The organism is Pseudonocardia benzenivorans CB1190 (assembly GCF_000196675.2).
Classification (GTDB): Bacteria; Actinomycetota; Actinomycetes; order Mycobacteriales; family Pseudonocardiaceae; genus Pseudonocardia; species Pseudonocardia benzenivorans.
The window spans coordinates 4,152,100-4,170,232 of record NC_015312.1 but is presented as its reverse complement, the minus strand read 5'-3'; the positions used below and the strand labels follow the sequence as shown (position 1 = coordinate 4,170,232).

Here is an 18,133-nt window from a genome sequence, read left to right as displayed (position 1 = left end):
CGGCGGTGGCTCACATCCCCATGCCGCCGTCGACCGGGAGGCCGGCGCCGTTGACGAACCGCGACTGGTCGGAGGCGAGGAACACGACGGCGTCGGCCATGTCGGCGACCTCGCCGAGCCGCCCCGACGGGGTCAGCTCGACCACGGCGGCGACGGCGGCGTTCGGGTCGGGGAACAGGCCGAGCTCGGAGGTCTCGACGGCGAGCTTCATGCCCATCTCCGTCGGGACGAGGCCGGGGTAGACGCAGTTGACCCGCACGCCGTAGCCGAGCTTGCCCGACTCCATCGCCGCGACGCGGGTGAGCCGGTCGACCGCGGACTTCGTCGCCGAGTAGCCGGCGATGCCGGGGAAGGCGATCGTCGCCGCGACCGAGGCGACGTTGACGATGGCCCCGCCGTTGCCGGCCGCGCCACCGGGGCGCATCGCGCGCAGGCCGTGCTTGAGGCCGAGCATGGTGCCCAGGATGTTGACGTCGAGCATGCGGCGGACGTCGGCGGGCTCGGTGTCGACGATCAGCTGCGTGACCTCCACGCCGGCGTTGTTGACCAGCACGTCGAGGCCGCCGAGCTCGGCGACGGTGTGCGCGATCGCGGACTCCCACCCGGCGTCGTCGGTGACGTCGAGCTCGACGAAGTGCGCTCCGTCGATGTCGGCCGCGGTCTTCTGGCCGACGTCGGCGAGCACGTCGGCGAGCATCACCGTCGCCCCCGCGGCCGCCAGCGCCCGGGCCATGCCCTCACCGAGGCCGCGGGCCCCGCCCGTCACCAGTGCCCGGCGACCCGTCAGGTCGATCCCACCCATCGAACCTCCTCGTCCGGCCGCGCCGGTCGGGTCCCACGCGGCAAAGGTGATGCGGAGCACAACCCTGGAAGATCCTTGGACGACTGTCAAGATTCGTGGGAGACCGTCGCCCTACCGGTATCGTCGGGGCGGAGGAACGGTCCCGACCAGGGTGGATGCAGCACGTGACCGAGGCGGTCGAGCGGCCCGCGCGCATCTCGCGGCGGAGGGCCGACAAGGTCGAGGAGCGGCGTCGGGAGCTTGCCGACGCCGCTCTGCTGACCCTGTCCGAGCTCGGCTACGCCAGGACGAGCCTGCGCGAGATCGCGCAGAACTCCGAGTTCTCCCACGGCGTCCTGCACTACTACTTCCGCGACAAGGTGGACCTCATCACCTACTGCGTGCGCCGCTACAAGGCGGTGTGCGTGCAGCGCTACGACGACGTCGTCGCCACCGCCACGACCGCGCCCGCGCTGGCCGACGAGTTCGCCGCCGCGATGGCCGCGACGCTCGTGGCCGACGGGCTCATGCACCGCCTCTGGTACGACCTGCGGTCGCAGTCGCTGTTCGAGGCGTCGTTCCGCGACGACGTCGCCGCCATCGACGCGAGCCTCGAGCGGATGATCGAGCGGATCGTCGCGCGGTATGCGCAGCTGTCCGGCCGGCCGCCCGTCTGCGGCACCGGGGCGGCCTACGCGATGTTCGACGGACTGTTCCAGCAGGCGCTGTGGCGCCACCTCGCGGGCGACCCGCAGGCTCCCGACACCCTGCGGGCCGACGTCGTGCAGATGCTGGCGGTCGTCACCGGCACGGCGTGAGGTCGTGAGCGGCGATGGTCGCTCCGGCGACCCCCGCCACTCCCCGATCAACGACGCAGCAGCCGCAGCACGGCGGGCGGGCGGCCGCCGAAGCCCTCGGCCTCCAGCGCGGCGACCAGGATCCGCGGCAGGTCCCGGACGGCGGGGAACGCGACGTAGCGCGGCACCCAGCGCGGGCGGAACTTGTCGTTGAACCGGTAGAGGCTGTCGATCTGCCACCACCGCGACGCGAGCCGCAGCAGCTTCGCCCATGTCCGCGCGATCGGACCCGCGCCGATCCGCTCGCCGCGCTCCAGCGCGGCCCGGAACACCGCGAAGTTCAACGACACCCGCCGCACGCCCAGGCCCTCGGCCGCGGCCATCAGCTCGGCGATCATCAGCTCGTTGAGCCCGTTCTCCGAGGTCGGGTCGCGGCGCATGAGGTCGAGCGACAAGCCGTCGGAGCCCCAGGGGACGAACTGCAGCAGCCCGCGGGTCCGTCCGTCGAGCTCGGCGACGACCAGCACGCCGCGGGGATCGCGGACGTCCGCGACCCGGGACAGCGCCATCGAGTAGCCGCGCTCGACCGCGTCGCCGCGCCACCGCGACGCGTGGGTCCGCAGCGCGGTGCGCTCGTCGTCGTCGAGCTCGTCGAGCCGGCGGACCCGGACGGTGTACCCGGCGCGGGTGAGCCGGGCGGCCGCCTGCCGGATGCCCCGCATCGCGCGGCCCTCCAACGTGAAGCCAGCGACGTCGAGGACGGCCTCGTCGCCGAACTCGAGGACGTCGAGGCCGACGCGGGCCCACGCCGTCGCGCCCAGTTCGGAGCAGCCCAGCACCGCGGGCACCCAGCCGTAGGAGGTGCACTCGCCGAGGAACATCTCGATGGCTCCCGGCCAGGCCTCGTGGTCGCCGACGGGGTCACCCGAGGCCAGCGCCACCCCGGCCAGTACCCGGTAGGAGACCGCCGATTTTCCCGTCGGGGAGAAGACGACGGTCTTGTCCTCGCGCAGCGCGAAGTAGCCGAGCGAGTCGCGGCCGCCCTGCTTGTCGAGCAGTGCCCGCAGCCGGGCCTGGTCGTCGTCGGACAGCTGCGGCTCGGGCTCGGGGGAGCGCAGCAGGTGGTAGCCCGCGACGAGCACCGCGGCCACGCCGAACGACAGTCCCACGGCGCTGGTCAGGTCGTCGAGCCAGCCGGCCCGGAACTGCACCGGCCCCGACACCCCGACCAGCGACAGGGCCGCGTGGCCTGCCAGCTGCCACCACGGCGGCGCCCCGTCGAGGCGCCTGGGGTTGAGCGCCAGCAGCACCCACACGAGCACGAACCCGGCGACCGGGAGCTGCACGAGGACCAGCGCACCCCGGGTGAGCCCACCCGGGTCGGGCCGGGCGACGAACCGGTGGCGGGTGGCCACGAGGGCGACCAGCAGGGCGAGGGTCAGCCCGGCGGCGACGTAGCCGTGTCCGGTGGACAGCCCGTGCAGCACGTTGACGACGGTCAGCACCGCGCTGACGGCGATCGCGAGCGCCCAGGCCCGCCGCTTGCGCCGGCGCAGTCCCGCGGCCAGCAGCCAGAGCCCGACGGCCGCGACCAGCGAGATGACCGTCCCGGCCAGCCCGACGGCGGGCGGGAGGCCGAGCGAGGCGCGCAGCGAGGCCATGATGGCGCGCCGCGGCGCCGGGAACACCGAGGCGACGACCGTCACCAGCGCGACGACGCGCGCCGCCCACACGACGGCCCTGACGGCGGCGGCCTCGGTGAGCCGCAACCGCCTTGCCGCGGGGTCGGGCCGGACCGGCCCACGCCCGCCCGGCCCGCCGTGGGTCCGGGTGGCTCCCGCGAGGCCGTCAGAACGGGACATCGTCGGCTCCTGCCCGGTCCACAAGGGGTCCGGGGAGATGCTCCCCGAGCCAGCCGACGACGGCGCCGGGACCGTCCGCCGCGTCACGCAGAACGTAGTCCGTGACCTGTGCCGCCGGGGCCGGCGACGCGACCCGGTCGATGCCCCCGGTGTCCCCGGCGGCGGTCGTGACGGCGAGGAGCGCGGGCGGGGCGTCCGTCGTGCGCAGCGGGCCGATGTCGCAGGCCGGGCCGGCGGCCGCCGCGTAGGCGCCCGGCCGGGCAAGTGCCATCGCGAGCGGGCAGGCGGGGGAGCCGACCGGCGCGGCCAGCGCCCAGCCCGCCCGGTCGTCGCGGACGGCGAGCCCGGACCCGGACCGGGTGGCCCACGCGCGCAGGTCGGCCGCGTCGGCGACACCGGTGGCGAGCACGACGACCGGCGCGATGCGGTGCTGCGCGATCGCCCGGTCGACCTCGGTGACGAGCGGGTCGCCCGCGGCGAGCGGCCCGAGCCACTCGACGACGGGGAAACGCATCCCCGCCGACCCGGGGGAGGTCGCGGCCGAGGGCAGGTAGACCGTCAGCGGGGTGCCGCCGGGGCCCGCGACGGTGCGTACCGCGCCAGGGGTCAGGACCTCGGTCCGCGCCGCGCCGGGACCGGGAGCCGGCGGCCCGGAGGAGCCGGTCAGCGCGCCGAGGGTGGGGTAGAAGCTGCCGCTGCTGTTGGCGACGGCCGCGCCGGCCAGCACGATCAGCACCGTCGCGGCCAGCACGGAGATCGTCCGGCCGACCCGGAGGTGGCGCCGCCACCGGACGACGACCAGCACCCACGCCACGACGGCGAGGACCCCCGTACCGACGACGAACCACGGCGACGTGAGACGCACCGCCGAGGCATCGAGCGTGAGCACCGGGAGAACATGTCACGGCGCCGCAACCGGGCCGTCACCGGGCCGGATCGGGCGGTTCGCGCGTTTGGTCAGCTCGCGAGCGCCGACATCGACTTCCACGTGTTCCAGTCGATGGCCCAGTCGTAGACGTCGCCGTCGGCGGCCGACAGGTCGACGCCGCTGCCCGTGACCTCGACCGGGTCGCCGTACATCGCCGTGTCGTAGTAGGTCTTGGCGTTGGCCGTGGAGAGGTTGATACAGCCGTGCGTGACGTTGCGGCTGCCCTGGGCGCCGACCGACGCCGGGTTGGCGTGGATGAACTCGCCGTTGTTGGAGATCCGGACGGCCCACTTCTCCGGGACGTTCTGGTAGCCGTAGGCCAGGTTCGTCATCAGCACCTGGGGCGACTTCGTCATGACGATGTGGACGCCGCTGCGGGTGTTGCGGTTCGGGTCGCTGCTCAGCCCGTAGGACGCGGGCAGGTCCATCACCTGCTGCCCGTCCCGGACGACGATCATCCGGTGGCTGTTGACGTCGGCCTTGACGATCTGGCTGCGCCCGATGGTGAACGAGCTGGTCAGGTCGGCCGCGCCGTAGCCCGCGCTGCCCATGTCGACCCCGTAGACCGACGCGGTCATCTGCACCTGGGTGCCCGCGGGCCAGTACTCCTTGGGCCGCCAGTGCACCCGGGAGCCCAGCTGGTCGTCGGGCAGCCAGGCCCAGGCGCCCTCGACGGGCACCGACGTGGTGACCTTCAGGTTCTTCTCGACGGCGGCCTTCGCGGCCGCGTCGAGGTCGCGGTTGAAGTGCACCTCGATGGGCGCACCGACGCCGACGGTCTGCCCGTCGCCGATGTTGGTCGTGGCCTTCACCGTGCGCTTCGGGGTGACAGTGGTGAAGCTGCCGCCCAACGCGGTCGCGGTGCCGTCGGGGGCGACGGCGGTGCCCGACCACGTGTAGGTCCCGCCGTAGCCGAGCGGGGCGCTCGCCGTCCACTGCTTGCCGTCGGGGGAGAGCGTGCCGGCGACGGCGACACCCTTCGCGTTGGTCAGTGCCACGTCGCGCAGGGTCCCGGAGCCGCCGTCGGCCTTGATCTCCGCGGTCGGGTTGACGTCGGTGGCGCCCGCGGTCGGCGACACCGAGGCGGCGACGACCGGCGCGTTCTGCTGTGCCTGCTGCTGGGCGTGCGTGGCCCGCGCGGCGGCGGTCGCGCAGCCGCCGACGAGCGCCGTCGCGAGCACCGCGGCCAGCAGGGCCGTCACCCGTGGCGCCGTCCGACGCAGGCGCCCGCCCCGCGCCTGCGTCGCTCGGTCCCGCGGCCGCGCCGCCGGTCCCACCGCATTCCCCACACGCTCGGCCACGGCCGATCCCCCTCGTCACATCCGTGCTCGCCCGGTCGGGGCGCGGCGCCTCACCCCGCCGCGCGCCGCCGACAGGGCGGTCCGCCGGTCATGATCCCAGGCCGCAGCCGCCGGAACGCCCAGTTCAGGTTGCGTTTCGGTAGCGCTGCGGAGATCACTCCGATGGTCGTATCGATACGTGCCCGAAGCGGCGTTACCGCCGGGTTCGGTGATCACTCGTCCGGGGCCTGTGGTGCTCCGAACGGGTTGTGTGACACCGGCCCCGGACGGTTCCGTGTCACCGGTACGGCCGTCATGATGGGCGCCGCGGGCGTGTCCATCCCGGACGCGCGCCGCCGGACGGCCGGGCCCGGCAGCCGGCGACCGTTCGGACCCGCGACGCCGGCCGGGACGGGAGGTCGCCGTGGGCGAGCGCGTCCGGGCCTCGGCGGTCCGGCTCTGCACACTGCCGCTGCCGGCCCACCTCGCCCGGCTGAGCGTCTTCGACGTCGTGCGCCGACTCGCCCGGCGCGAGCGCGTCACGGCGTGGTCGGGTGCGTGGTCGCGCGGCGCGCTGGTGACCTGCGACCCGGTGCGGACGGGCGAGGGCGACCCGTTCGCGGTGCTCGCCGACGTGCCCGAGGTCGTGGGGCCGGCCGGGCCGCCCGGTGCGGTGGGCGGCGGCTGGTTCGGTCACCTGCCGTTCCCAGCGAGCCGGTCCCGGCTCGCCGCGTCCCTCGCCTGGTACCGCGACGTGCTGCGCCACGACGGCTCCCGCTGGTGGTACGAGGCGCTGCTGGACGTCGCCGGCGACTTCGACGAGGCCGCCGCCCGGGCCCGGCGCGACGCGCTCGCCGCCGACCTCGCCGTGGACCCCGGACGCACCGACGTGCGGCTCGACGTCACCGCCGTCCCCGACCCGGCCGGGCACGTCGCCGCCGTCGAGCACTGCGTGCAGGCCATCCGCCGCGGCGAGATCTACCAGGCCAACATCGCGACCCGCCTCGACCTGCGGCTGTACGGGTCACCCGCCGAGGCGTGGGCGCGCCTCGGCGAGGCGCTCCGGCCGGCGCGGGCCGGCTTCGTCGCCGATCCGCACTGCGCGGCCGTCGGTGCGAGCCCCGAGGTCTTCCTGCACCGTGCGGGTCCGACCGTGCGCACGGAGCCGATCAAGGGCACCCGGCCGCGGACCGGGACCGGCTCCGACGAGCGGGAGCGTGCCGTCCTCGCCGCGTCGGCAAAGGACGCCGCCGAGAACGTCATGATCGTCGACCTGATGCGCAACGACCTCTCGCGCGTGTGCGCGACGGGCACGGTCACGGTGCCGCGGCTGCTCGCGGTCGAGCCGCACCCGGGGGTCTGGCACCTGGTCTCGGAGGTCCGCGGCGCCCTCGCCCCGGGTTCCGACGACGCCGCGCTGCTGGCCGCCACGTTCCCGCCCGGTTCGGTCACCGGCGCGCCGAAGATCCGCGCGGTCGAGGTGATCGAGGCGCTGGAGCCGGTGTCGCGCGGGCTGTTCACCGGCGCAATGGGCTACAGCGGCCCGCTCGCCGGCCTGGAGCTGGCCGTCACGATCCGCACGCTCGAGGTCTTCGCCGACGGCACCGCGCACCTCGGCGTCGGCGGCGGGGTCACGGTGGACTCGAGCCCGATCGAGGAGTGGCGGGAGTGCCTGACCAAGGCCGCACCGCTGCTCGCGGTCCTCGGCGGGCGGCTCCCGTCGGGCCCCGGCGTTCCGTCGGCGGGCGCCGCGCCGGACGCCGACCCGGCGCGTGGGGTCTTCGAGACGTTCCTGGTCGTCGACGGCCGGCCGCGCCGGCTCGCCGACCATCTCCGCAGGCTGCAGCGCTCCTACTGGGAGCTCTACGGCGTCGCGCTGCGCGCCGACGTGCCCGCCGCCGTCCGCGCCGCGGTCGCCGACACCCCCGGCCACCTGCGGGTCCGGGTCGACGCGCGGCCCGACGACCCGGGCCGGGTCGACGTCGTCGTCACGCCGTGGCCTGCGCCCGTGCCGCCCGCCGACCAGCCCGGGGTGACGCTCGTGCCCGTCCGGGACTCCGCGGGCCGCCCGCACAAGCTCGCGGACCGGGACCGGTTCGACGCGCTCGAGGCCGACGTGCCCGCGGGGACGTCGCCGCTGCTCGTCGGGACCGACGGCGCCGTCCTGGAGACGACGCGCGCGTGCGTGGCCGTCGTCCGCGGCGGCCGGCTCGTCACCCCGCCGCTCGACGGCCGGTTGCTCCCCGGCACCGCCCGGCAGGCGCTGCTCGACGCCCTCGACGGGATGCGGCTGCCCTACGACCTGGTGCCCGTCGGGATCGACGAGCTCGCGGCCGCCGACGGCATGCTCGTCTGCAACGCGCTGCGCGGCGTGCAGTGGGTCCGGTCCGTGGCGGGGACGGGGGCGCGCTGGGAGCGACCGGACCCGCTCGTCGTCGCGCTGGGGGAGGCTCTCGCCGCGGACGAGCCCGGTGTCGACGCAGCGCGCCCGGGTGGGCACGGGGTGGCGCCGACGGACCGGGTTCGCCCGCACGGGTAGTTTCGTGACGGACGGGCCGGTCGCGGGAGTGCGCGGGCGGGCGACGAGCGACCGGCGAGGGGACGATGAGCGGCGTGACAAGCGAGCTGGGGGCGGCCCCGCTCGACCGTACGCTCGCCGAGCCGCTGTGGTCGCAGCTGCTGGGTGACCTGCGGCGCCGGTTGCGGGGCGGCGCGTTCGCCGACGCGTTCCCCGGCGAGCTCGCGCTGGTCGCCGAGTACGGGGTCAGCAGGCACACCGTCCGGGAGGCGCTGCGCAGGCTGCGCGACGAGGGCACCGTCGTCGCGGCGCGGGGCCGTGCGCCGCGGCTGGCCGATCCCGTCGAGATCGAGCAGCCCCTCGGCGCGCTCTACAGCCTCTTCGCCTCTGTCGAGGCCACCGGCCTGCGGCAGCGCAGCGTCGTGCGGACCCTCGACGTGCGGGCCGACGGCGTCGTCGCCACCCGGCTCGGGCTGGAGGAGTCGACGCCGCTGGTCTACCTGGAGCGGCTGCGGCTCGCGGGCTCGTCGCCACTGGCCGTCGACCGGGTGTGGCTGCCCGAGTCGCTGGCCGCCCCGCTGCTCGACGTCGACTTCACCCACACCGCGCTCTACGACGAGTACGCCGAGCGCTGCGGGGTGCGCCTCTCGGGCGGCGAGGAGCACATCCGGGCGGTGGTGCCGGTGGAGTCCGAACGCGAGCTGCTCGGCATCCCCACGGGCATCGCCGCGTTCTCGATCGAGCGCCTCGGCAAGGTGGGGCTGCGCGGCGTCGAGTGGCGCCACACCCTCGTGCGCGGCGACCGGTTCGCGGTGACGGCCCAGTTCTCCGCGCGCAGCGGCTACCGGTTCGGCCCGGCCGACGGTTCGTGAGCGGCTCACCGGCCATGCCACGGCCGGCAACGTCATTCCCGACTCAGGTGACCACCGCGCCGCGGAGCCGGTCCCTCGCAAGGCCCCGTGCGAGCTCCTCCAGCAGCGGACCCGCGTCGGCGATGCACCGCGCGACGTCGGGTTCGAGGTCGGTGAGCGCGTAGGCCTGCTCGATCCCGGCCGCGCGCAGCCGGGCCGCGGTCAGCGCGCTGTGCCCGGTCACGGCGACGACGGGCACCCCGGCGGCACGGGCCACGGCGGCCACGCCGGCCGGGGCCTTCCCGGCGAGCGTCTGCTCGTCGAGCGCGCCCTCCCCGGTGACGACGAGATCGGCCCCGGCGAGGTGCTCGTCGAACCGCAGCAGGTCGAGCACGAGGTCGATGCCCGGGCGCAGCGCCGCCCCGAGCACCGCCCGTGCCGCGAAGGCCACCCCGCCCGCCGCGCCGGCGCCCGGGTCGTCGCGGTGGTCGGTGCCCGTCGCGTCGGCGACCAGGCCGGCCCAGTGGCCCAGTGCGGCGTCGAGCGTCGCGACGTCGGCCGGGGTCGCGCCCTTCTGCGGCCCGTACACCGCCGCGGCACCGCGAGGCCCGCACAGCGGGTTGTCGACGTCGCAGGCCACCACGAGGTCCGTCACGGCGAGCCGGGGGTCGAGCCCGGTCAGGTCGAGCGACGTGGCCCCGGCGAGCGCGGCCCCGCCGAGTGGCACCGGGCGGCCCGTCGCGTCGCGCACCACGGCGCCCAGCGCGGTGAGCAGCCCGGCGCCGCCGTCGGTTCCGGCACTGCCGCCGATGGCCACGACGATCTGCCGGCAGCCGGCCGCGAGCGCCGCCCCGATCACCTCACCGAGCCCGATGCTGCTCGCGCCCAACGGGTCCGGCCGTCCGCCGGGGAGCCGGACGAGCCCGCAGACTGCGGCCAGCTCGACGATCGCGACGTCGCCGCGACGCGCCCACCGGGTCTGCACGGGCTCGCCGGTCGGACCCGACGCCGTGGCGGGCACGGCGTGGAAGCCCGCCGCGAGGGCCACGTCGACGGTGCCGTCGCCGCCGTCGGCCACCGGGAGGGCGACGACGTCGACCTCCGGCGCGACCGCCTGCAGCCCTGCCCCGACGCGCTCGGCCACCTGGACGGCGGTCAGCGAGCCCTTGAACTTGTCGGGGGCGACGACGACCCGCATCAGACCGCCCGGGCGAGGATCGACGTCGGCGCGTCGGCCGGGTCCGAGGTGGCACCGCCGAACTCGTTCACGGCGTCGAGCGCCGTGCCCATCGCGATGTCGGTGACCCGCTCGAGGACGACCTCGACGACCACGGGGACCTTGTGCTCGGCCGCGAGCCGGCGTGCCTCGACGAGCGCGGGCGCGATGGCGTCCGGCTCGACGACCCGGATCGCCTTGCAGCCCAGGCCCTCGGCGACCTTGACGTGGTCGACGCCGTAGCCCTTGAGCCCGGGTGCGGCGTCGTCGTCGGCGTTGATGTTGTCGAAGGAGAGCTGGACGCAGAAGTCCATGTCGAAGTTGCGCTGCGCCTGCCGGATCAGGCCCAGGTAGGCGTTGTTCACCAGGACGTGGACGTAGGGCAGGTTGAACTGCGCCCCGACCGCCAGCTCCTCGATCATGAACTGGAAGTCGTAGTCGCCGGAGATCGCGACGACCTCCTGCGTAGGGTCGGCCGCGACGACGCCCAGGGCCGCGGGCACGGTCCACCCCAGCGGGCCGGCCTGGCCGGCGTTGATCCAGTGCCGCGGCCTGTAGACGTGCAGCAGCTGTGCGGCGGCGATCTGGGAGAGGCCGATCGTCGTGACGTAGCGGGTGTCGCGGCCGAAGACCCGGTTCATCTCCTCGTAGACCCGGTGCGGCTTGATCGGCACCTGGTCGTAGTGCGTGGTGCGCAGCATCGTCGCCTTGCGTCCGGCGCACTCGCCCGCCCACCCGGACCGGTCGGGCAGCGTGCCGTCCGACGCACGCTCGCGTGCGGCCTCGACGAGCAGCGCCAGCGCCGCGCGGGCGTCGGACGCGATGCCGAGGTCGGGGGCGAACACACGGCCGATCTGGGTCGGCTCGATGTCGATGTGGGTGAACGTGCGGCCGGCGGTGTAGGTGTCGAGGTCGCCGGTGTGCCGGTTGGCCCACCGGTTGCCGATGCCCAGCACGTGGTCGGACGCCAGCAGGGTCGCGTTGCCGTAGCGGTGCGACGTCTGGATGCCCGCCATGCCGGCCATCAGCGGGTGGTCGTCGGGGATCGCGCCCCAGCCCATCAGCGTCGGGATGACGGGCGTGCCGGTGAGCTCGGCGAACTCGACGAGCAGGTCGGCGGCGTCGGCGTTGAGGACGCCGCCGCCCGCGACGATCACCGGGCGCTGCGCCGTGCACAGCAGGTCCAGCGCCCTGTCGATCTGTGCCCGCGACGCCACCGGCCGGTAGGAGGGCAGCGGTTCGTAGGCGTCGATGTCGAACTCGATCTCGGCGAGCTGGACGTCGATCGGCAGGTCGATGAGGACCGGACCGGGCCGCCCGGAGCGCATCAGGTGGAACGCCTGCGCGAAGGTCCCGGGGACCTGGGCCGGCTCGAGGACCGTCACCGCCATCTTGGTGAGCGGCCGGGCGATCGAGGCGATGTCGACGGCCTGGAAGTCCTCCTTGTGCAGCTTCGCGACCGGTGCCTGCCCGGTGATGCACAGGATCGGGATCGAGTCCGCGGCCGCCGAGTACAGCCCGGTGATCATGTCGGTGCCGGCGGGCCCGGAGGTGCCGACGCAGACGCCGATGTTGCCCGGCGCCGCGCGGGTGTAGCCCTCGGCCATGTGCGCGGCCCCCTCGACGTGGCGGGCCAGGGTGTGCCGCAGCCCCCCGTCGGCACGCACCGCCGAGTAGAACGGGTTGATCGCCGCGCCGGGCAGCCCGAACAGGTCGGTGATGCCTTCGCGGCGCAGGATCGCGACCGCCGCGTCGACCGTCCTCATACGAGGCATGACAGGTCCTCTCGTGGGTCGGGTCAGGAACCGGAGCGGCCGGAGAGCTGCTCGACGGTGGTGAACAGGGCGGAGTGGTCGAGGCCGCCGTGGCCCTGCGCGTTCAGCGCCGCGACCAGCTGGGCGACGTGCGCGCCCAGCGGGATCACCACGCCGGCCGCCCGCGCGGCGTCGGTCACGATCTTCATGTCCTTGTGGTGCAACGCGATCCGGAAGCCGGGCGTGAAGTCCCGGTTCAGCATGTTGCCCGCCTTGCGCTGCAGGACGGTACTGCCGGCCAGGCCCCCACCCAGTACCGTCACGCCCGCCTCGGTGTCGACGCCGTGGGCCTCCAGGAACACGATCGCCTCGGCGAGCAGCTGGATGTTCCCGGCGACGATGAGCTGGTTGGCGGCCTTCACGGTCTGGCCGGCGCCCGCCGGTCCCACGTGCACGATGGTCGCCCCGACGGCGTCGAACACGGGCTGTGCCGCGGCGAACGCCTCGGCGTCGCCGCCGACCATGATCGACAGCACGCCCTCGACCGCGCCCGCCTCGCCGCCGGAGACGGGGGCGTCCAGGACGCGCAGGCCGCGCTCGGCGCCCTGCGCGGCGAGCCGGCGCGAGACGTCGGGAAGGATCGTCGAGAAGTCGATGACGAGCGTGCCCTCGGCGGCGTTGTCGAACACGCCGTCGGGGCCCGCGAGGACCGCCTCGACGTCGGGGGAGTCGGGGACCATGACGGCGACGACGTCGGCGCCCTTGACCGCCTCGGCGATGCTGCCCGCCCCGCGGCCCCCCGCGGCGACGAGCGCCTCGATCGGCGCCGGGGAGCGGTTGTAGCCGACGACGTCGAAGCCGGCCGCGACGAGGTTGGCCGACATCGGGCGGCCCATGATGCCCAGGCCGATGAACGCGACGGTGGTGGTGCTCATTCTGGTGTCACTCCGGAGGTATCGCGGACAGGGAGGTCAGGCGGCGCCGCGCCGGGCGCGCGGCAGCCAGTGCAGGCTCTCGGCGGTGTCGCCGGTCGACGGCTTGTACTCCAGCGCGACCCAGCCGTCGTAGCCCTTGTCCTGCAGGGTCTGCAGCCGGCCCATGAGGTCCAGCTCGCCGGAGCCGGGCTCGCCGCGGCCGGGTACGTCGGCGATCTGCACGTGGGCGATCACGTCGAAGTGCCGGGTGATGGCCTCGTCGAGGTCGTCGCCGTTGGCCCCCAGGTGGAACAGGTCGAACAGGAAGCCGACGTTCGGGGCACCCGCGGCGCGCACCCGGTCGACGACCGCGACGGCGTCGGCGGCGGTGCGCAGCGGGTAGGGTTTGGGCCCGCTGATCGGCTCGACGAGCACGGTGGCGCCCGCGGCCGCGACCGCCTCGGCGGCGAGGACGAGGTTCTCGGTGGCGAGCTCGTCCTGCTCCTGCGGGCTGACGCCGTCGGCACGGTTGCCGTACAGCGCGTTGAGGCCGCGGACGCCGAGGCGCCCGGCGATCGATGCCGCGACGGCGAGGTTCGCCCGGAACTCGGGCGAGCGCGCCGGGAGCGACAGCACGCCGCAGTCCGGGCCCGCGAGGTCGCCCGCGAAGAAGTTGAGCCCGACGAGCGCGACCCCGGCGTCGGAGATCGCGGTGACGAACGCCTCCACCTCGGCGTCGGCGGGCACGGCCTCGGCGAACGGCCACCAGAACTCGACCGCGTCGAACCCGGCGGCCTTCGCGGCGGCCGGCCGCTCGAGCAGCGGGAGCTCGGCGAACAGCAGCGAGCAGTTGGGCAGGTAGCGCATCGCGGGGCGGTTCACGGGGACGCCGCTCCTTCCAATTTCGTATCGTGGAAGTCAACTTCTGTTCTGCGAGAACTGTAAAGTGAGCGGGGACACCTGTCAAACACTCGACCTGCGTGGACGGCGGCCGACCGACGGATGCCGGGCGGGTGACGTCCCGCCTGAGCAGGGCCTGGGCAGCACGGAGCAGCCGGCGGCCGGCGGGCTGCGCCCGGGGTGCGGCGGGTCCGGCCGCGGCGAAGGGGCGCGCTCGGCCTCGCGCGGCGTCCGGGTCGGCCGGACCGGCGGGTAGGATTCCGGATGGCGGAAGACGATGTGCGCTTCCGGCCGGTTCGCGCATCGACACGGGAGCGGCGAGATGCCCAAGCAGTCCCCAGCGGGTCCGGAGCCCGGCGCGGACCCTGCGCCCGAGCGGGGGAGCGGCCGCGTCCAGTCCGTGGAGCGCACCTTCGAGCTGCTGGAGGCGATGAGCGACCTCGGTGGGACGGCAGGCCTGTCCCAGCTCGCGGCCCGTCTCGCGCTCCCGCTGCCGACGATCCACCGGCTCGTCCGCACCCTCGTCGACCTCGGCTACGTGCGCCAGCAGCCGTCGCGGGAGTACGCGCTCGGGCCGCGCCTGATGCGCCTGGGGGAGCACGCCTCGCAGCTGCTGGGCACCTGGGCGATGCCCTACCTGCGCGAACTGGTCGACGAGATCGGCGAGAGCGCCAACCTCGCGATGCTCGACGGCGACCACGTCGTCTACACCGCGCAGGTCCCGGGCGTGCACGCGATGCGGATGTTCACCGAGGTCGGCCGCCGGGCGCAGGTGCACTGCACGGCCGTCGGCAAGGCCATGCTGGCGCTCATGCCGCCCGAGCAGGCCGACATGATCGTCGCCGGGTCGGTGATGCACCCGCAGACGGGGCACACGATCATCACGCCCGACGGGTTCCGCGCCGAGCTCGACCGGGTGCGCGAGGCGGGCTACGCCGTCGACAACGAGGAACAGGAGATCGGCGTCCGGTGCGTCGCGGTCGCCGTCCCGGGCCGCGCGCCCCGGGCGGCCGTCTCGATCTCGGGCCCGTCGCCGCGGATGTCCGACGCCCTGATCCAGCAGGCGGTCCCGCTGCTGCGCAGGGCCGCCGAGGGGGTCGCCGGTGAGCTGGAGCCGTTGCGCCCGGGAACGGCGCAGGCGGGCTGACGGCGGGTCGCGTCCGGCTCGACGGAGCTGACGGGTCGTCGAGCCGCGCCGAACGACGACGGCCCCGGGACCGCGGTCCCGGGGCCGTTCGCTCTTGAGGGTGGTCGTGAGTTCGTCGTGCGGCGCGACGACTGGGGACGACGCTCCACGCCGTGGGTCGTGAGTGGCGATGTACCGCGGTAGCGACCATCGCCACGCACAGGTCAGTCGCCCTGCTGGGCCGCCTGCTCGGCCTGCTGCTGCGCGACGGCCTCGCGCACCTTCTCCATGTCGACGTCGCGGACCTTGCCGATGAGGTCCTCGAACGCCGGACCGGGCAGCGCACCCGGCTGCGCGTAGACGACGACGCCGTCGCGCACCGCCATCACCGTCGGGATCGACGAGATCCCGAAGGCCTGCGCCAGCTCGGTCTGGTCCTCGGTGTCGACCTTCGCGAACGTGATGTCGGTGTGCCGCTCGGAGGCTTCCTCGAAGACCGGTCCGAACTGACGGCACGGCCCGCACCACGACGCCCAGAAGTCGACGAACACGGTTCCGGGTCCGCCGACGACGTCGTCGAAGTTCTCGGTGGTCAGCTCAACGGTCGCCATGGTGGGGTCAACGGGTCGTGGGCGTGGTCTGTTCCCTCGCCGGTCGTCCGGTCCGTTCCGACGGCCCCGGCGTGGGGTGCTGCACGGCCGACCTGATCGCCCGCTCGAGGCGCGCGACGGCGACGCCGTACTCGGGCTCGAGCCAGTAGTCGCTGTGGATGCGCAGGTGCGGGTCGGCGAGGGCGGACGCGTCGACGGCCGGGTCGTGGACCGGCCCGCCGATCGGGTCGGTGTCGCGGTACAGGTTGCGCCAGCGCCGGTCGAGCGTGTCGACCAGCGCCGCCGTCGCTCCCGTGTCGAAGTAGCCGGGGAAGAACTCGCCGTAGAGGTGATGCCACGGCGAGCCGAACGTCAGCAGCGCGACCGGGGTCCGCGGGTTCGCGGCGAGCAGCGCGGTGCCCGCGATCACCGATCCCTGGCTGTGCGCCGCCACGACGAACACCTCGCCGGGCTCGACGTCCTCGATGCGGTCGGTCAGGCCCGTGACGGCGCGGTCGGAGTAGGTGGGCGGCGCGAGCGGATGGAACCACCGCGGCCAGAACGTGCCGACGTCCCACAGCACCCCGACGCCGCGCCGTGCGGCGACGCTGCGCACCGCGGCGTACATCCGCCGCAGCACCAGCGCCGTCGGCAGCAGGATCGCGACGACGAGCGAGAACTCGGCGAAGGTGCTCGGTGGCAGCGGCACCCCGAGGACCTGCCACGATCGGCCGGACCGCAGCGCCCAGACCACCACCGCGGCCACGGCGACGACCGCGACCGCGACGCCGATCGCGACCGGCGTCCGCACGTGGCGGTGCCGCAGCGCCGCGGCGAGCAGGCCGAGCGTGAGCAGGATCAGCGTGCCGACGACCGTCGCCGACACCGCGACCGGGACCGCGCTCACCGGGGGGAGCCCGCCGCGGGCCAGCGCGACGGCGATCCCGGCGACGGTGGCCAGCGAGCCGAGCGCGCCGAGCAGCGCCGTCAGCCACGAGCCGCGGACGGTCAACGAGCGCAACGCGACCGCGGCCGGGGGTCGACGGCCGTCGGCCCGCGGGACGAGCCGCAGCGCGAGCCAGCACAGCGCGACGACCAGACCGACGGCCGCGAGGATCGAGGTGAACACGATGGCCATCCAGCCGACGGTGTCGCCGACGACCACGCACGGGCCCACACTGCACGTCGACCCGGCGAGCCGGGCCACCTGCTCGGCGATGCCCGCCCCCAGCGCGGCCCCGATCGCGGCGGCGAGCAGCAGGATCGACGGGGCGTTGGCCCGCCGCAGGTCCCGGCGCCGCGGCGGGGTTCCCGGCGCCGGGACCACCCTGCCCTGGACCACGCCGACCAGCGCCGCGACGACGAGTACGGCGAGGCTGAGCCACAGCGCGGAACCGCGCAGCGCCGGGAGGAACGGGTGTGCCCCGACCCAGGCCGTGTCGACCCCGCCGGTGGCGACGGCGGCCAGCGCGAGTGCCGCCGCGGCGGGCGGCCACGTGCCGTGCCGCACGAGGGCCGCGGGCGGCAGCCCGTGCCCCCGCAGCGCCCGCGGAGGACCGGCCGGGTCGGCCGAGCCCGGCGCCTCGCCGTCCGCGAGGCTGATCCAGCAGGTCAGGACGGCGACGGCGGCCAGCGTCGCGACCGCGCACCACAGCCCCGCCGTCCGCCACGTCGTCCAGCCACCGGCGCTCGGCCAGCAGCCGGCGAGCGCCACGGCGCCCAGCGCGGCCGACAGGTGCAGCCGGCGCAGCCCGACGTTGATGCCCGGGCTGTTCCACATGGGAGGCTGGTCGTGGTGCAGCGACGCCCGGCCGGCCGGGTCGGTCCACACCGCCCAGGGATCGACGTGCCTGCGCGTCGGCCGGGTCCGGATCCGGCTGAGCCAGACGACCGCGAGCAGCACACCGGCCGTCACCGCGAACCCGGCGCCGACGGTCCAGCCGGGCCATCCGGCGTGCCGGACCAGCCACTGGTAGGTGACGAGATCGGCCACGACCAGCTGGGTCCAGAACGCGAAGATCGTCGTGACCAGCAGCGCCGCGAGCCGCACGAGCAGCACGCACCAGCGGATCCGGACGCCGCGCGCGGGACGTTCGCGGTCCGCGTGGTCGCCGGTGCCGGTCGGCGGGCCGCCGTCCGGGCTCGCCAGCAGCGCCCAGCCGGCGAGGTTCGCCAGCATGAACGGCAGCAGCACCAGATAGAACGCCTGGTACCAGCGGCCCGACGTCAGCGATCCCCACGACCACGCCCGCAGCTGCGGCCGGGCGGGCGGTTGGCGCCACTCGGTGATCGCGCCGTCGTCGTCGTCCGGCGGCTGCTCCGCGCGATCGGTCCGCACGGCGGGGACGAGCTGGAGCATGAGCTCCGGCGGGGTTCCCGCGACGCCGTGGACGCGCAGCTCCACAGGGGGGTCGCGGTCGTCGTGCGCGGCGGCGGGACCGGGCGCGTCGACGGGCGGTTCGGCGTCCACCGGCGCGAGGATTCCACGCACGGTCCACGTCGGACACCGCCGCGCCGGTGGCACGCGGTCGGCGGTGCGCGGGGTGGCGCCGAGTCGGCGGAGCGCGGGGTGGGGCCGAACCGGCGGACCGCGCGGTGGCGCCGGTCGGTCGTGGC

At 75.0% G+C, this 18,133-nt stretch carries 14 protein-coding genes; 4 read left to right on the top strand and 10 right to left on the bottom strand.

Going from position 1 to position 18,133, the window contains the following annotated elements; translation table 11 throughout:
• Positions 1-10: 10 nt before the first annotated feature.
• On the bottom strand, positions 11-802 hold the full coding sequence (locus tag PSED_RS19600) for an SDR family NAD(P)-dependent oxidoreductase (protein ID WP_013675984.1): 792 nt from the start codon (positions 800-802) through the stop codon (positions 11-13).
• A gap of 155 nt (positions 803-957) precedes the next feature.
• Between PSED_RS19600 and PSED_RS19595 the strand changes: the two genes are divergently transcribed.
• On the top strand, positions 958-1,599 hold the full coding sequence (locus PSED_RS19595) for a TetR/AcrR family transcriptional regulator (RefSeq protein ID WP_013675983.1): 642 nt from the start codon (positions 958-960) through the stop codon (positions 1,597-1,599).
• 47 nt (positions 1,600-1,646) lie between these two features.
• On the opposite strand, the gene PSED_RS19590 is transcribed toward PSED_RS19595, so the two are convergent.
• From PSED_RS19590 to PSED_RS19580, 3 genes are all read right to left on the bottom strand, one after another.
• The gene (locus PSED_RS19590) at positions 1,647-3,440 is read right to left on the bottom strand and encodes a phosphatidylglycerol lysyltransferase domain-containing protein (RefSeq protein ID WP_013675982.1); all 1,794 of its coding nucleotides are present in this window, start codon (positions 3,438-3,440) and stop codon (positions 1,647-1,649) included.
• Positions 3,427-4,329: a hypothetical protein gene (locus PSED_RS19585; protein WP_013675981.1), complete on the bottom strand. Its 903-nt coding sequence runs from the start codon at positions 4,327-4,329 to the stop codon at positions 3,427-3,429. Before PSED_RS19585 ends, PSED_RS19590 begins: the two co-directional genes overlap by 14 nt.
• Positions 4,330-4,397: 68 nt before the next feature.
• Positions 4,398-5,570: a L,D-transpeptidase gene (locus PSED_RS19580; protein WP_233899083.1), complete on the bottom strand. Its 1,173-nt coding sequence runs from the start codon at positions 5,568-5,570 to the stop codon at positions 4,398-4,400.
• Between the two features lie 502 nt (positions 5,571-6,072).
• Between PSED_RS19580 and PSED_RS19575 the strand changes: the two genes are divergently transcribed.
• On the top strand, positions 6,073-8,187 hold the full coding sequence (locus tag PSED_RS19575) for a bifunctional chorismate-binding protein/class IV aminotransferase (RefSeq protein ID WP_013675979.1): 2,115 nt from the start codon (positions 6,073-6,075) through the stop codon (positions 8,185-8,187).
• Between the two features lie 65 nt (positions 8,188-8,252).
• Positions 8,253-9,038 (top strand): GntR family transcriptional regulator, encoded by a 786-nt coding sequence (locus tag PSED_RS19570; protein ID WP_013675978.1) that lies wholly within the window; start codon positions 8,253-8,255, stop codon positions 9,036-9,038.
• 43 nt (positions 9,039-9,081) lie between these two features.
• Here PSED_RS19570 and PSED_RS19565 read toward each other — a convergent pair whose 3' ends face one another.
• The 4 genes from PSED_RS19565 to PSED_RS19550 are packed head-to-tail and all read right to left on the bottom strand — an operon-like array spanning position 9,082 to position 13,783.
• Positions 9,082-10,215 carry a glycerate kinase gene (locus PSED_RS19565; RefSeq protein ID WP_013675977.1) on the bottom strand — a complete coding sequence of 378 codons (1,134 nt, stop codon included), beginning with the start codon at positions 10,213-10,215 and terminating at the stop codon, positions 9,082-9,084.
• Entirely contained in the window at positions 10,215-12,008 is a 1,794-nt protein-coding gene (gene gcl / locus PSED_RS19560) for a glyoxylate carboligase (protein ID WP_013675976.1), read from the bottom strand. The genes PSED_RS19565 and gcl overlap by 1 nt, the downstream gene beginning before the upstream one ends.
• A gap of 23 nt (positions 12,009-12,031) precedes the next feature.
• Positions 12,032-12,922 (bottom strand): 2-hydroxy-3-oxopropionate reductase, encoded by an 891-nt coding sequence (locus tag PSED_RS19555; RefSeq protein ID WP_013675975.1) that lies wholly within the window; start codon positions 12,920-12,922, stop codon positions 12,032-12,034.
• A 36-nt stretch (positions 12,923-12,958) separates the two neighbouring features.
• Entirely contained in the window at positions 12,959-13,783 is an 825-nt protein-coding gene (locus PSED_RS19550; protein ID WP_013675974.1) for a hydroxypyruvate isomerase family protein, read from the bottom strand.
• A 340-nt stretch (positions 13,784-14,123) separates the two neighbouring features.
• Between PSED_RS19550 and PSED_RS19545 the strand changes: the two genes are divergently transcribed.
• Positions 14,124-14,948 (top strand): IclR family transcriptional regulator, encoded by an 825-nt coding sequence (locus tag PSED_RS19545; protein ID WP_013675973.1) that lies wholly within the window; start codon positions 14,124-14,126, stop codon positions 14,946-14,948.
• A gap of 203 nt (positions 14,949-15,151) precedes the next feature.
• Here the strand turns inward: PSED_RS19545 and trxA are convergent, their stop codons facing one another.
• Both trxA and PSED_RS19535 read right to left on the bottom strand, forming a co-directional pair.
• Complete coding sequence (gene trxA, locus PSED_RS19540) at positions 15,152-15,538, bottom strand: thioredoxin (protein ID WP_013675972.1); 387 nt, start codon at positions 15,536-15,538, stop codon at positions 15,152-15,154.
• Positions 15,539-15,545: 7 nt separating this feature from the next.
• The gene (locus PSED_RS19535; protein ID WP_041759884.1) at positions 15,546-17,987 is read right to left on the bottom strand and encodes a hypothetical protein; all 2,442 of its coding nucleotides are present in this window, start codon (positions 17,985-17,987) and stop codon (positions 15,546-15,548) included.
• Between the last annotated feature and the right edge of the window lie 146 nt (positions 17,988-18,133).

Excerpts from the sequence above, each read along its gene's own strand:
- PSED_RS19565 (WP_013675977.1), bottom strand. The coding sequence starts at position 10,215 with ATGCGGGTCGTCGTCGCCCCCGACAAGTTCAAGGGCTCGCTGACCGCC.
- PSED_RS19595 (WP_013675983.1), top strand. The coding sequence starts at position 958 with ATGCAGCACGTGACCGAGGCGGTCGAGCGGCCCGCGCGCATCTCGCGG.
- gcl (WP_013675976.1), bottom strand. The coding sequence starts at position 12,008 with ATGCCTCGTATGAGGACGGTCGACGCGGCGGTCGCGATCCTGCGCCGC.
- PSED_RS19555 (WP_013675975.1), bottom strand. The coding sequence starts at position 12,922 with ATGAGCACCACCACCGTCGCGTTCATCGGCCTGGGCATCATGGGCCGC.
- PSED_RS19545 (WP_013675973.1), top strand. The coding sequence starts at position 14,124 with ATGCCCAAGCAGTCCCCAGCGGGTCCGGAGCCCGGCGCGGACCCTGCG.
- trxA (WP_013675972.1), bottom strand. The coding sequence starts at position 15,538 with ATGGCGACCGTTGAGCTGACCACCGAGAACTTCGACGACGTCGTCGGC.
- PSED_RS19570 (WP_013675978.1), top strand. The coding sequence starts at position 8,253 with ATGAGCGGCGTGACAAGCGAGCTGGGGGCGGCCCCGCTCGACCGTACG.
- PSED_RS19590 (WP_013675982.1), bottom strand. The coding sequence starts at position 3,440 with ATGTCCCGTTCTGACGGCCTCGCGGGAGCCACCCGGACCCACGGCGGG.
- PSED_RS19600 (WP_013675984.1), bottom strand. The coding sequence starts at position 802 with ATGGGTGGGATCGACCTGACGGGTCGCCGGGCACTGGTGACGGGCGGG.